This window comes from Hydrogenophilus thiooxidans, from assembly GCF_019049855.1.
GTDB classification, from domain to species: domain Bacteria; phylum Pseudomonadota; class Gammaproteobacteria; order Burkholderiales; family Rhodocyclaceae; genus Hydrogenophilus; species Hydrogenophilus thiooxidans.
The window spans coordinates 41,992-56,401 of record NZ_JAHLSY010000006.1 but is presented as its reverse complement, the minus strand read 5'-3'; the positions used below and the strand labels follow the sequence as shown (position 1 = coordinate 56,401).

Sequence of the window (14,410 nt, the reverse complement as noted above, 5' to 3'; positions counted from 1 at the left end):
GTCTGGCCTGTCTGCCTCGGGCCAACTGAGGCAGGGACCAAACCGGACGATCAGTGGACGTGTGCGCCATCCACCGCTTTGGCACCGCGCGGCACGCGGACGCTTTCCACCAACGCCTGGATGTGCGCCGGGGGTTCCGGTGTGAACTTATCGACGAGGAACGCAACGATGAAGTTCACCGCTGCCCCCACCGCACCGAACGCCTCAGGCGTGATCCCGAAGAAGCTGTTCGGCCCGCCGATCAGGTCGAGATACTCGGTGCCCTTGATGAAGAAGATCCCCTTGTGTGCGAAGACGTAGAAGAGGGTCACGACAATACCGGCGATCATCCCGGCAATCACCCCCTCTTTGTTCATCTTCTTCGAGAAGATCCCCATCATGATCGCCGGGAAGAGCGAAGAGGCGGCCAAACCGAACGCCAGTGCGACGGTCCCTGCTGCGAAGCCCGGCGGGTTGAGCCCCAGGTAGCCGGCAACGAGGATCGAGATCGCCATCGCAATTCGGCCCGCCATCAGCTCACCTTTCTCACTGATGTTCGGCGCAAACACCCCTTTCACCAGGTCATGCGAAATCGCTGCCGCAATCGCCATCAAAAGCCCCGCAGCGGTCGAGAGCGCAGCCGCCAGACCCCCTGCTGCGATCAAGCCGATCACCCAGTTCGGAAGCATCGCGATCTCCGGGTTCGCCAACACGATGATATCGGCGTCCACCGTCAATTCGTTGCCTTTCCAGCCGGCTTGTTCGAACTTCTGCTTCGCGGCTTCGTCTTTGGTCTTGTCGTTGTAGTACTGGATGCGGCCGTCTCCGTTCTTGTCGGAGAATATGAGCAGACCCGTCACTTCCCAACGCTTCATCCAATCGGGGCGCTCTTCGTAGCGGATCCCTTGGTCAGCGGTCACCATCGGCTTGTTCTCGAGCGCAGCGGGATAAACCGTGGCCAAAAGGTTGTAGCGCGCCATCGCCCCGACCGCCGGCGCCGTGGTGTAGAGGATCGCGATGAAGACGAGCGCCCAGCCTGCTGAAGCGCGCGCGTCTTTCACGCGCGGCACGGTGAAGAAGCGCATGATCACGTGCGGCAAGCCGGCGGTGCCGATCATCAGGCTCAGGGTATAGACGAACATGTTGAGGGTGCTCCCCACCGTGGTCGTCGTATATTTCCCGAAACCCAGCTCGGTGACGATCTGATCCAGGCGCTCCAGCAGGTAGACGTCTGAGCCCTTCAAGGTGGAGCCCAACGCCAACTGCGGAAGCGGGTTGCCGGTGAGCATTGCGGAGATGAAGATCGCCGGGATCGTATAGGCCACGATCAACACGATGTATTGCGCCACCTGCGTGTAGGTGATCCCCTTCATGCCGCCGAAAACTGCGTACATGAAGACGATCGCCATCCCGATGTAGATCCCCATCTCTTTGGGGACCCCGAGAAAGCGGGAGAACGCCACGCCAACACCGGTCATCTGCCCGATGATGTAGGTGATCGACGCGATCAAGAGGCAAAGCACCGCGACGACCGCAGCGGTTTTGGAGTAATACCGATCCCCGATGAACTGCGGCACGGTGAATTTACCGAATTTGCGCAGGTACGGTGCAAGTGTCATCGCCAGAAGGACGTAACCCCCCGTCCATCCCATCAGGAAGACGCCACCGCCGTAACCCAAGTTCGAAATGAGGCCAGCCATCGAGATGAACGACGCGGCACTCATCCAGTCGGCAGCGGTCGCCATCCCGTTCATCACCGGCGGAACCCCACCCCCTGCTGCGTAAAACTCCGAAGTGCTACCAGCGCGGGCCCAGATCGCGATCCCGATATAGAGCGCGAACGAAAGCCCGACGATCAGCCAAATCCAGGCATTCAGTGACATGCTGTTTCCTCCCCTCACTCTTCGTGGACATCAAACTCGCGGTCGATGCCATCCATTCTCTTCGCGTACCAGAAGATCAACGCGACGAAGACATAGATCGAGCCCTGCTGGGCGAACCAGAAGCCCAACGGATATCCGCCCAGATGGATGCTATTGAGCACCGGGGCCAACAAGATCCCCGCTAGGTAGGAGACCGCAAACCAGATCACGAGCACTGTGCCAATGAGGCGCAGTGTCGCTTTCCAGTAGGCGTCGGGTGACTTGTCCATCTCAACCTCCTTTGTGGTTAACGAAAAAAGCCATCGCCCAGGGTGACCTCGACGATGGCATAAAGCGTACGGATGAATGCTTACGCGAAACTTACAGCAAGCGAATTTCCGTCAGTCGTCGGTTGCTCACATCCGTTCGATCATCGCTTTACCAAAGCCCGAACAGGAGACTTCGGTGGCGCCGTCCATCAAACGGGCGAAATCATAAGTGACGATCTTGTCGTTGATGGTGCGCTCCATCGCGGCGATGATGAGGTCCGCCGCCTCTTTCCAGCCGAAGAAGCGCAACATCATCTCGGCAGAGAGGATGAGCGAGCCCGGGTTTACCTTGTCGAGCCCGGCATACTTCGGCGCGGTGCCGTGGGTGGCTTCGAAGACCGCGTAATGGTCACCGATGTTCGCGCCCGGCGCGATCCCGATTCCGCCAACCTGCGCGGCGAGCGCGTCGGAGATGTAGTCGCCGTTGAGGTTGAGCGTTGCGATCACGTCGTATTCGGCAGGGCGCAAAAGGATCTGCTGCAGGAACGCATCGGCGATCGAATCCTTGACGACGATTTCGCGCCCGGTCTTCGGGTTGGTGAATTGGCACCAAGGGCCGCCGTCGATCGGTTGCGCACCGAACTCCTCTTTCGCCACCTGATAGCCGACGTCGCGGAAGAGCCCTTCGGTGAACTTCATGATGTTGCCTTTGTGCACCAGCGTCACCGATTTGCGGTCGTTGTCGATCGCGTATTGGATTGCGGCGCGCACCAGACGGCTCGTCCCTTCGATCGAGACCGGCTTGATGCCGATCCCAGAGGTCTCGGGAAAGCGGATCTTCTTCACCCCCATCTCTTCTTGAAGGAACTTGATGACCTTCTGCGCCCCTTCCGATTTCGCCGGCCATTCGATTCCCGCGTAGATATCTTCGGTGTTTTCGCGGAAGATCACCATATCGACGAGCTCCGGGTGCTTGAGCGGCGACGGCACCCCGTTGAAATAGCGCACTGGGCGCACGCACTGGTAGAGGTCCATCTCTTGCCGCAACGCCACGTTGAGCGACCGGATTCCGCCACCAACCGGAGTGGTCATCGGCCCTTTGATCGACACCGCGTATTCCTTGAGCGCCTCCAGGGTCTCTTCAGGAAGCCACTGATCGGGACCGTAGATGCGCGTGGCCTTTTCACCGGCATAGACTTCCATCCAGTGAATCTTACGCTTCCCGCCGTAGGCTTTCTCCACAGCAGCGTCGACCACGGCACGCATCACGGGCGTGATATCGACCCCAATCCCGTCCCCTTCGATGAAGGGTACGATTGGGTTGTCGGGGATCGGCTGCCCCATTACGATTTTTTGACCCCCTTCTGGCACTTGGATCTTTTGATAGCTCATGGTGCTTTCACTCCCTGTGTTAGGAACCCTTATTATCCGTCAAAACGCCTTTGCCGCGCTATACTTCGCGAAAACTCCAACCAGACAAGGGAGACGAAGATGGATCGGCCGATGCCCGATGAACTCGAACTCATCGCCCAAGGCATGGCACGAACGATGATCGAAGGGTTCGACAAGCACTACCGTATCTTTCGCGCGGTAAGCGCCCGGGCCAAAGAGCTCTTTGAAGCGGGTGACTGGCAAAAGCAGCTCGAATTGGTGCGCGATCGCGTCGAATTCTACGATCAGCGCGTTGCCGAAACGGTCGAACGGCTCAAAACGCAGTTTCCCATCGCTACGCTCGACGACGCCACCTGGCGTGCGGTCAAACTCTTCTACATCGACCACCTGATCGACCACAAACAGCCTGAGCTCGCAGAGACCTTTTTCAATTCGGTGACCACCAAAATCCTGGACCGAAGCTACTTCAACAACCAATACATCTTCGCGCGCCCTGCGATCTCGACCGAATACATCGAGTCGTTCCCGCCCGTCTACACGAGCTATTACCCGAAAGAGGGGGGGCTACGGGCAACGATCCGTCGCATCGTCGAAGATTTCGACTGGGAGCGCCCCTTCGAGGACCTTGACCGCGACATCGGCTTTGTCCTACGCGCGCTGGAGACGCACCTGGGTGGCCGGTGGCCGAAAATGGAAGTGAACGCCCAGATTCAGGTGCTCTATTCCCCGTTTTACCGCAACAAAACGGCGTACGTGATCGGCAAAGGGATCAACGGCCACGACGAAATCCCCTTCTGTCTGGCGATTCGCCACGGCGACAGCGGCAAATTGATCATCGACACCGCGCTCTTCGAAGCGTGGCGCATCTCCGTGCTCTTTTCGCTGTCGCGTGCCTACTTCCTGGTCGATATGGAAGTCCCGTCGGGCTACGTGCAATTCCTACGCTCGATCATGCCCAACAAACCGCGCTCCGAACTCTATACGATGCTTGGGTTGGGCAAGCAGGGCAAAACGATGTTCTTCCGCGATCTCATCGCCCACCTGCGCCACTCCAACGACCAGTTCATCATCGCGCCGGGGATCAAAGGGATGGTGATGCTCGTCTTCACCCTACCCTCTTTCCCGTACGTCTTCAAAGTGATCAAAGACCGCTTCGGCAGTTCGAAAAACATCGACCACGCCACCGTGCGCCGCAAATACCACATGGTGAAGCAAGTCGACCGCGTCGGCCGAATGGCCGATACGCTGGAATTTTCCCAAGTGGCGTTGCCGCTTGCGCGTTTCTCTCCCGAATTGCTCGTCGAATTGCGGCAAGAGGCGCCCAGTCTGATCGAAGTGATCGACGACCAATTGGTGATCAAACACCTCTACATCGAACGCCGCATGACGCCGCTCAACCTCTACCTGGAAACCGCCACCCCAGAGGAAGCCGAAGCGGCGATCATCGAATACGGCAATGCGATTCGCGAGCTCGCGATCGCGAACATCTTCCCCGGTGACATGCTGTGGAAGAACTTCGGCGTGACGCGCTACGGTCGGGTCGTTTTCTACGACTACGACGAGATCGAATATATGACCGAGATGAACTTCCGCGCGATTCCGCCTGCGCCTTATCCTGAAATGGAGATGAGCGACGAGCCGTGGTATTCCGCAGGGCCGCGTGACGTCTTTCCCGAAGAGTTCGCGACCTTCTTGCTGGGCGATCCGAAGATCCGGCAGATCTTCCTCAAACACCACCGCGACCTCTTGACCCCGCAATTCTGGCAAAATGCGCAAGAACGGATTCGGGCAGGCATTGTCGAAGATTTTTTCCCGTACGGGGAAGAGATGCGTTTTTGTCACCGCTACCGTGATTCAACCCCTACCCATAACTGAAAGGACCGAAGGAGGTGCACCGATGACCCGATTTTTGACCACCCGTACCGCGCGTGCTGGAGCAGCCGTGCTCGCGTCGGTAGCGTTGCTTGCCGGTTGCGTCACGACCAACCCCTATACCGGGGAACGAGCGAATACCGCGAAAGGAGCAACCGCCGGCGCCGTTGCCGGTGCGGTTCTCGGGAACGTCGTCGCAGGGAAAGGAGACCGGACCAAAGGGGCGTTGATCGGTGCCGCGGTGGGTGCCGTAGTCGGCGGCGCGATCGGCCATCAAATGGACCAGCAAGAGGCGCAACTGCGGCAGCAGCTTGCCAATACCGGCGTCGAAATCCAACGGCAAGGGGACACCATCCGGCTGCAAGCGCCGGAGGCGATCACCTTCGCCACCGGGAGCGCGCAATTACAACCGCGTTTCCTCACGGTACTCGACCAACTCGCGCAGAGCGTGCAGCAATACCCCAACACCCTCATCCGCATCGAGGGGCACGCCGACGCCACCGGCAGCGCGGCGTTCAACCAGACGCTCTCGGAAAACCGCGCGCAGGCAGTCGCGAGCTACCTGATGCAACGCGGTGTCGATCCGCGACGCATCGTCGCGGTTGGGTTCGGTAGTTCGCGCCCGATCGCCTCGAACGCCACGCCGGAAGGGCGGGCGCAGAACCGGCGGGTGGAAATTTTGCTGATCCCGGCAACCGACGGCTAAACCGCTTCTTGCGCTTTCGTCCGCGCTTTCGTCCGCGCTTGCGCCCAGCCCAGCGCCACCTGGTTGCGCCACAGTCGAATCACCCGTTTGAGTTCGGGTGAGAGCTGGAATTGCCGGGGCAGCGGCTTGTCGAGATAGGCAAGCCCGAACGTCTCGTCGCGCGTGCGCAAGGGAAGCAGCAAGACACTTTCGCCGCGCGGCAGGCGGCGCATCGCGTCGGGAAACTTCGCGGCAATCGCGGGGTCGCTGCGCATCTCGATTTCGATGTCGAGCCCCCGCGCCACCGCCAACTGAAACACGTGCCCGGGGCCGGACAGCGGGATGTGCCAAAGCGCCGCACGCAGGTCGCGCCATTCGGGTGCGATCCCGAATGCGGGCACGAGCCGATCGCCTTCGCAGAGAAAGAGAAGAATCCGTTCACAGCGCAGCGCCCGCCAAGCGATTTCGCACGCCATTACCGCAACCGAGGCCCACGGCTGCCCTTCGAGCAGCGATTGTGAATACTCCTCGATTCCGACCAGGATCCGCCGCATCGCCTGTGCTTCATCGACGGGCGTTTGCGGGTCGGGTGCGTAATCATCGTTGTCGTGGTCGGTTTTCGCTGTCGGTCCGGCGGATGCATCCGCGGGCGCCTCTGGCGAGTGTGCACGGTGTGGCGCCTTGCGCCCGTGGTCCGGCTGCGTCCCGGGATCGGCAAATACCGTAAAGGGATCCCCCGCTCCTACGAGAGCACGCCACCATTGGGCGGCCGCCTCTTCGCACCGTTTGGTGCTCGCCTGCCACTGTGACGCATCGATCGACTTGAGAAACGGATAGCGGTGCGTCAGCTCACCATAAAGCGCCGCGAGCGTCTTTCCTTGCGCCAGTTGCGCGCCAGCCGCCTCGGCTGCGGCGGTGAGCCAGCGCACGGCATCCTGTTCCTGGGTCAAGGTAACGGGCGGCGCACCAACCGTAGGCGCGATCGCCTCCTGCACCGCAAGGGGCAGCCCCCACGCTTTGGCGACGAACTGACCAAAGGTCGCGCAATGCACCCCCAGCACCTGATGCTCTGCTTTCGCTTCCGCCATCCCGGCGGCAACGAGCGCCCGGATCTGCGCCGCCTCCTCGGGAAAATAGTGGTGGACGAGCAAGCGGCCCAAGTGGCGAAAGAGCGTCGTCAAAAAGGCACGTTCCCCTTTGATTCGAAAACTGGGCGCAAGCTGTTCGGCAAAAAGCGCGCTCACCAACGCGCGCGCCCATTCGGCTGCGATCGTCCCCCGCGCCTCGCCTAGCCGCTGCAGGACCACTGAGGTGAGCGCCAGGTTGCGCACCGTCTCCAATCCCAGGAGTACGAGCGCCCGCGACACCGTCGTGACCTCCGGCATGCCGCTACGGCGGTAGGTAGCGCTGTTTGCCAAGCGTAAGATCCGCGACGCCAGCGAAACGTCGCGCAGGATCACGCTTGCCAAATGATCGACACGCGCGTCGTTCGATTCGGCCAATTGCACCACCAACCCGACGCTGCGCGCCAGCGCAGGAAATTCGCCCTGCGCGTTCATCCGCTCCCAGAGCGACGCAAGGACCGATTGCGCGGAAGATTCAGAACTCTGTTCCATCGGGTCCATTGTAGGCGAAACACCCGGTATCGTGCACAGATGCGATGCTTGACGCCGACTCCACAAAAAAGGGGGCCAAAGCCCCCTTCTTAAGGAACAGAACCCGAAGAACCGAACCTTACGCCGCGACTTGCTTGGCGACTTCGGCAAATTCCGGAATCTGATCGAAGTTCATGTAGCGGTAGATGTTGGGCGCTTGCGCGCTTACCGGTTGCATCAGCGCCATATACTCTTCGACCGTCGGGATACGCCCCAAGAGCGCGCATGCCGCCGCGAGCTCCGCAGACCCGAGATAGACCCGAGTATCGAGCCCCAGACGGTTCGGGAAGTTGCGGGTGGACGTGGACATCGCGGTGCTGCCGCGCTTGATCTGCGCCTGGTTGCCCATGCAGAGCGAGCAGCCGGGCATTTCGAGCCGGGCGCCGACGCGCCCAAGCACCCCATAGACCCCCTCTTCGCGCAGGATCATCTCGTCCATCTTCGTGGGCGGCGCGATCCAGAGGCGCGTGGGGATGTCGTTTTTCCCCTCGAGCACTTTCGCCGCGGCACGGAAATGGCCGATGTTGGTCATGCACGAGCCGATGAAGACCTCGTCGATCTTGTCGCCAGCTACTTCGGAGAGGAGCTTGACGTCGTCCGGGTCGTTCGGGCATGCGACGATCGGTTCGGTGATTTCGTTGAGGTCGATCTCGATCACCGCAGCGTATTCCGCATCTTCGTCGCGCTCCAACAACACCGGATTTTCGAGCCACGCTTCCATCTTTTCGATGCGCCGCGCCAAGGTTCGCTTGTCTTCATAGCCGTTGGCGATCATCCACTTCAAGAGCGTGATGTTGCTCTTGAGGTATTCGATGATCGGCTCTTTGTCGAGCTTGACGGTACAGGCCGCGGCCGAACGCTCGGCTGAGGCGTCGGTGAGCTCAAACGCCTGCTCGACCTTGAGGTGCGGCAGCCCTTCGATCTCCAGGATCCGACCGTTGAAGATGTTTTTCTTCCCTTTCTTCTCGACTGTGAGGAGCCCCTGCTGGATCGCGTGGTAGGGGATTGCATTGACCAGGTCACGCAGCGTGATGCCCGGCTGCATTTCGCCCTTGAATTTCACCAGCACCGATTCAGGCATATCGAGCGGCATCGACCCCGTTGCCGCAGCGAACGCGACAAGACCCGACCCAGCCGGGAACGAGATCCCGATCGGGAAGCGGGTGTGCGAGTCACCGCCTGTCCCGACGGTATCGGGCAACAACATCCGGTTGAGCCACGAGTGGATCACGCCGTCACCGGGACGCAAACTGACCCCGCCCCGTTCGGTGATGAATTTGGGCAGCTCTTTGTGCATCTTGACGTCGACCGGCTTCGGGTAGGCCGCGGTATGGCAGAAAGACTGCATCACCAAGTCGGCCGAAAAGCCCAAGCAAGCCAGGTCTTTCAGTTCGTCGCGGGTCATCGGGCCGGTGGTGTCCTGCGAACCAACCGTGGTCATCCGGGGTTCGCAGTAGGTCCCGGGGCGCACCCCTTTCCCTTCTGGCAGACCACAAGCGCGGCCGACGATCTTCTGCGCCAGCGTATACCCCTTGCCGCTCTCTTTGGGTTGCTGCGGCAGCCGGAAGAGGGTCGAAGAGGGCAACCCCAACGCTTCGCGCGCTTTTGCGGTGAGGTTCCGACCGATGATCAGGTTGATCCGGCCACCGGCACGCACTTCGTCGAGCAAGACGGGGCTCTTGAGTTTCGATTCCGCAATCAGTTGCCCGTTTTTGTAGGCTTTGACTTCGGCCGTTTCGTGGTTGATCGCAAGCTCGATTTCGTCCCCCATCTCCATCTGCGTGACGTCGATCTCGATCGGCAACGCGCCAGCGTCTTCTTGCGTGTTGAAGAAGATCGGGGCGATCTTTCCGCCCAAGCACACCCCGCCGTAGCGTTTGTTAGGGACGAACGGAATGTCTTTACCGGTCCACCAGATCACCGAGTTGGTGGCCGATTTGCGCGACGAGCCGGTACCGACCACGTCGCCGACATAGGCAACCGGATGCCCTTTCGCTTTGAGCGATTCGATCAGTTTGATCGGGCCGCGGACACCCGGCTCATCGGGTTCGATCCCAGGGCGTGGGTTTTTGAGCATCGCCAACGCGTGCAACGGAATGTCGGGCCGCGACCAGGCATCCGGCGCCGGCGAGAGGTCGTCGGTGTTGGTTTCGCCGGGAACTTTGAAGACGGTGATCGTCATGCGCTCGGGCACCGGCTCGCGGCTGGTGAACCATTCTCCCTCTGCCCACGACTGCAATACCGCTTTGGCGTTCGCGTTCCCCGCGTCGGCAAGCGCTTTGACGTCGTTGAAGTAATCGAACATCAATAAGGTGTGCTTGAGCCCATGCGCAGCGATTTGCCCCACCACCGGATCCTTCAACAGTTCGATGAGCGGCGCCACGTTGTAGCCACCCAGCATCGTGCCAAGCAGTTCGGTGGCACGCTCACGGTTGATGAGGGGATTGATCTCGTCACCCCGCGCGATGCGGGTCAAGAATTCGGCTTTCACCTTCGCGGCGTCGTCCACCCCGGGCGGCACCCGGTAGGTGAGCAGTTCGAGCAGAAACGCCTCTTCGCCTGCGGGCGGGTTACGCAGGAGCGCCACGAGCGCTTCGGTCTGTTCCTTGGAAAGCGGCAACGGGGGAATGCCGAGCGCAGCACGCTCGGCCACATGGGCACGGTAGGCTTCCAACATGACGATCACCTCGCTATGGTCTCGCACAAACAAAATATGTCTTATGTCTTTTATAAGACTAGAGGACTTGACAGAAAGATTCTACAAGAAAGCGCCACGAGCGACAAGCATTCGCCCGGGGCGCCGTGCCTCAGTGTTTGACAAAACGAACTACCTTGCCTCAGCAAGACACCGTGTGCAATACCGAGCAACGGGATATGGTCTGACGCACCCTCTAGCCGGGATGCGCTCAGCCCAACCGCGCGGCCAAAGCCGCATCGACGACGGTTTTGGGGACGTCGGCGGTCACCACCGCTTCCCCGATTCCCTTGAGCAGGACGAAGCGGATTTTGCCGCCGACAACCTTCTTGTCACCCGTCATCAGTTGCCAGACCTGGTCGGTATCGAGTGCCGGCCCCCGTACCGGAAGGCCAGCACGGATGAGTAGCCCTTCGATCCGGGCGCAGTCGTTTTCCGTGAGCCACCCCAAGCGAAGCGACACTTCGGCGGCGATCATCATCCCTGCGGCAACCGCCTCGCCGTGCAACCATTGCGTGTAACCGGTTGCGGTCTCGATCGCGTGCCCGAAGGTGTGACCCAAGTTGAGGGTGGCGCGAACGCCCCGTTCCGTTTCGTCCGCTGCAACCACCTCTGCTTTGTTCCGGCAGCTGCGCTCGACCGCGATCGCGATGCTTTCGGCATCGAGCGCCAAGAGCGACTCGATGCGGTGTTCCAGCCATTCGAAGAACGCGGCGTCGCGAATCAGTCCGTATTTGATCACCTCGGCAAGCCCCGCACGCAATTCGCGCGCCGGAAGCGTGCGCAAGGTCGCCGTATCGATCAACACCGCACGCGGCTGGTAGAACGCACCGATCAGGTTTTTGCCGCGGGGGTGGTTGATCGCGGTTTTGCCACCGACGGAGGAGTCGACTTGCGCCAAGAGCGTCGTCGGCACCTGAAGGAACGGCGCACCGCGTTGCCAGCATGCCGCAGCAAAACCGGCCATGTCCCCGATCACGCCCCCCCCCAACGCGATTACGGCCGTTTCGCGCTCGGCGCGCGCATCGACGAGCGCATCGAAGATCGTCTGGAGCGTCTCCCAGTTTTTGTAGCGCTCACCATCGGGCAACACCACCGCGGAGACCGCGACACCATGCCGTTCGAGCGCCGCGCGTAGGCCCGCCAGATAGAGCGGCGCCACTGTGGTGTTGGTGACGATCACACCTTTGGGTTGCGGCAGGTAGGGGAGCATGAGCTCCCCATGCGACAAAATCCCCTCATCGATCCAGATGGGATAGGATCGCGCCCCCAAATCGACGCTGACGATGCGCACGGCTCAACTCCTTTTTTCGGTTTGGGTCACAGCCCCTCACGCCGACGGTGCGGGCAACGGCACCCCATAGGCAATCAGCGCTTCTTCAAGCGCCTGCACCACCGCAGACAAGCGACCATGACGGGTCGTAACGATCAAGTCGGCCACTTCTCGGTACCAGGGGTCCCGCTCGGTAAGGAGCGCAGCAAGGCGCGCTTTCGGATCGGGCACCTGCAGGAGCGGGCGCGTGCGGTCGTGTTGCAACCGTTCCCACAACACCTCGAGCGGTGCTTCCAGATAGACAACCACGCCGCGGCGCTTGAAACGTTGTCGGTTCTCCGCGCGGGTCACCGCACCGCCCCCGGTTGCGATCACCAGATTCTCTCGAGCCAGCAACTCATCCAACAGCCGCGCTTCGCGGTCGCGAAACCCTGCTTCCCCCTCCATTTCGAAAATGAGCGGGATCGGAACACCGGTGCGCGCTTCCAACGCTTCGTCGGCATCGACGAACGCCAACCCGTGGCGCGCCGCCAACGCCTTGCCGACCGTGGTCTTTCCGGCACCCATCATCCCCACCAATACGATTGGTTCCACACCTTCCTCGGTTTTTTGGGAACATGGCCGTAGTGTACCTTAGCGCAAGCGCAGATCGTCGCTGACGATGCGTGGGGTCAAAAAGATCATCAGTTCGGTTCGCTGCGCGGTCCGGTTGGTGTTCTTGAAGAGGTTGCCCATGAGCGGAAGGTCTCCCAAAAACGGCACTTTGTTTTCATTTTGCTGATCGCTCTCTTCGAAAAGCCCCCCCAACACCACCGTCCCGCCATTTTCGACGATCACGTCGGTAGTGATCTGTTTCTTGAGAATGGGGGGGTTGCCCTGCACCGAACGGGTGTAATCGGCGCGGTTCTTCTCCACGACCACCGCCATGCGCACCCGCCCGTCCGGGGTAAGCTGCGGGGTCACTTCGAGCACGAGCGCCGCCTCTTTGAACGAGACCGTCGCCGTTTGGGTAGCGGTTCCCGGGGTCACATAGGGGATCTCGTCCCCGACGCTGATCCGCGCTTTGACGTTGTTCGCGGTCATGATCTTGGGGCTCGAGATGATGCGTCCGTTCCCCGAGACTTCGGCAAGGTTGAGCTCGAGGTTGAGGTAGCGGGTGAGCGATCGGTTGAAGATCGAAACCGCAAACGACCCGTAATTGGTATTGGACACGGTGGGCCCCGCCCGATTGGGCCAGTTGAACGGCCCGATGGTGTAGAGCGCCCCACCGCCCAGGCTGCGGATGCGCGCATCATCCAACCCAAGCCGCGCACCAATTTCCCGGCCGAAATTGGTGGTCGCTTCGACGATGCGCGCTTCGATCACCACCTGCTTCGGCGGCACGTCGATCTCTTTCAAAAGCGCGCGCACCGCAGCGAGACGCTCTTCCACGTCGGTCACAAAGAGCTTGTTGGAGCGCGCATCGAACGTTGCCGAACCTCGTGCGGAGAGAAACCCCTGACCCGCTGCGGCGTTTCCGGTCGCTCCCCCCCCGCCACGGCTGCTGCGACCACTTAGGATCATCTGATGCACCTCAGCCGCCGAGTGGTAGTTGATCTGGAACGACTCGGTGCGCAATACCCCTTTTTCCACCTGCTGGTTGATCGCCGCCAAGCGCTCCTGTTCGCGCTGCGCGATCTCTTGGGTGGGAGCCACCCAGATGATGGCGCCGTTTTGCCGCTTGTCGAGCCCTTTTGCCTGCAAGATGATATCGAGCGCCTGATCCCAGGGGACGTCTTTGAGCCGCAAGGTGATCGTCCCTTGAACCGTGTCGGACGCAATGATATTGAAGCCGCTGAAATCGGCGAGCACCTGCAGCAGCGCCCGCACTTCCACGTTTTGAAAGTCAAGCGTCAAGCGCTCACCCTGGTATTTCGGCTTGAGCAGCGCCGCAACAGCATCGTTCTCTTCTTTGGGCGGTTCAGCGATCTCCAGGACGAAGGTCGTATCCGCCTGGTACGCGGTGGGTTGCCAATCTCCCTTTGCCCAAACCGAGAGCACCGCATCGCGCCCCTTTTGCGCAAAGCGCAATTCGGCCACTGGTGTGCCGAAATCGCGAACGTCCGAACGTCGGCGCAACGGATCGGGTAACTGGACGTCGGGAAAACGCACTTCCAGGTGGTCACCTGCGCGAACCAAATCGGGCGAGACCTTCGCCGACGAGAACGTTACGACAATACGCCCCTCACCGCGTTCGCCGCGACGAAAATCGACGTCGCGAATTTCAGCGGTCCCCAACGCCAACTCGGGTGCTGCAGGGGTCGCGCTTCGTGCGGGCGCAACAGTTGCAATGGCGTCGGCAACCGGTTCCGACGTGGGCAGCGCTGCACGGCGCCAGTCGATGCGCCACCCTTCGGGGGTCGCCGTTAGCGCGTAGGGCACCGGCTCGTCGAGCACCAAAACGACGCGAAGCCGTTGTCCCGACTCCACCAGATAGACCCGCTCGACCCCGGCACGCGCCAAACGCTGTTCGGAACGCCCCAACCCGTTCTTGGCCCCGACGAAGTCGAAGATCGCGCGCGCCGGTCCGCTCATCTGAAAGTGGGCGGGTTGAGGGGTAGCCCCATCGAACCGCAGGAGGAGACTCGCCTGCCCATCCCCCCCCTCGACCAGTTCCACGCCCGTGAGCTGGGCCGCCCAGACCGAGAGCGCTAGCCACAGTCCACAGAAGCCGGCAACCCACCGCATT

General features: G+C 61.0%; 10 protein-coding genes. 2 read left to right on the top strand and 8 right to left on the bottom strand.

Going from position 1 to position 14,410, the window contains the following annotated elements:
* Positions 1–50: 50 nt before the first annotated feature.
* The 3 genes from KUL93_RS04450 to icd form a co-directional block, all read right to left on the bottom strand.
* Positions 51–1,862, bottom strand: coding sequence for a sodium:solute symporter family protein (locus KUL93_RS04450; RefSeq protein ID WP_217125894.1), 1,812 nt, complete (start codon positions 1,860–1,862; stop codon positions 51–53).
* 14 nt (positions 1,863–1,876) lie between these two features.
* Positions 1,877–2,131, bottom strand: coding sequence for a DUF4212 domain-containing protein (locus tag KUL93_RS04445; protein WP_217125893.1), 255 nt, complete (start codon positions 2,129–2,131; stop codon positions 1,877–1,879).
* 126 nt (positions 2,132–2,257) lie between these two features.
* Entirely contained in the window at positions 2,258–3,502 is a 1,245-nt protein-coding gene (icd, locus tag KUL93_RS04440; protein WP_217125892.1) for an NADP-dependent isocitrate dehydrogenase, read from the bottom strand.
* 99 nt (positions 3,503–3,601) lie between these two features.
* On the opposite strand from icd, the gene aceK reads away from it, so the two are divergent.
* Positions 3,602–5,377 carry a bifunctional isocitrate dehydrogenase kinase/phosphatase gene (aceK, locus tag KUL93_RS04435; RefSeq protein ID WP_217125891.1) on the top strand — a complete coding sequence of 592 codons (1,776 nt, stop codon included), beginning with the start codon at positions 3,602–3,604 and terminating at the stop codon, positions 5,375–5,377.
* 22 nt (positions 5,378–5,399) lie between these two features.
* Positions 5,400–6,080, top strand: a complete 681-nt coding sequence (locus KUL93_RS04430; protein ID WP_217125890.1) for a YiaD family glycine zipper/OmpA-like lipoprotein — start codon at positions 5,400–5,402, stop codon at positions 6,078–6,080.
* On the opposite strand, the gene KUL93_RS04425 is transcribed toward KUL93_RS04430, so the two are convergent.
* The 5 genes from KUL93_RS04425 to KUL93_RS04410 form a co-directional block, all read right to left on the bottom strand.
* On the bottom strand, positions 6,077–7,675 hold the full coding sequence (locus KUL93_RS04425; RefSeq protein ID WP_217125889.1) for an HDOD domain-containing protein: 1,599 nt from the start codon (positions 7,673–7,675) through the stop codon (positions 6,077–6,079). The genes KUL93_RS04430 and KUL93_RS04425 overlap by 4 nt on opposite strands.
* A 118-nt stretch (positions 7,676–7,793) precedes the next feature.
* The gene (acnB, locus tag KUL93_RS04420) at positions 7,794–10,391 is read right to left on the bottom strand and encodes a bifunctional aconitate hydratase 2/2-methylisocitrate dehydratase (protein WP_217125888.1); all 2,598 of its coding nucleotides are present in this window, start codon (positions 10,389–10,391) and stop codon (positions 7,794–7,796) included.
* A gap of 229 nt (positions 10,392–10,620) precedes the next feature.
* On the bottom strand, positions 10,621–11,703 hold the full coding sequence (aroB, locus tag KUL93_RS11585; RefSeq protein ID WP_346731645.1) for a 3-dehydroquinate synthase: 1,083 nt from the start codon (positions 11,701–11,703) through the stop codon (positions 10,621–10,623).
* A gap of 36 nt (positions 11,704–11,739) precedes the next feature.
* Positions 11,740–12,276 (bottom strand): shikimate kinase, encoded by a 537-nt coding sequence (locus KUL93_RS11580; RefSeq protein WP_346731644.1) that lies wholly within the window; start codon positions 12,274–12,276, stop codon positions 11,740–11,742.
* A 39-nt stretch (positions 12,277–12,315) separates the two neighbouring features.
* Entirely contained in the window at positions 12,316–14,409 is a 2,094-nt protein-coding gene (locus KUL93_RS04410) for a type IV pilus secretin PilQ (protein ID WP_249419258.1), read from the bottom strand.
* Position 14,410 lies beyond the last annotated feature (1 nt).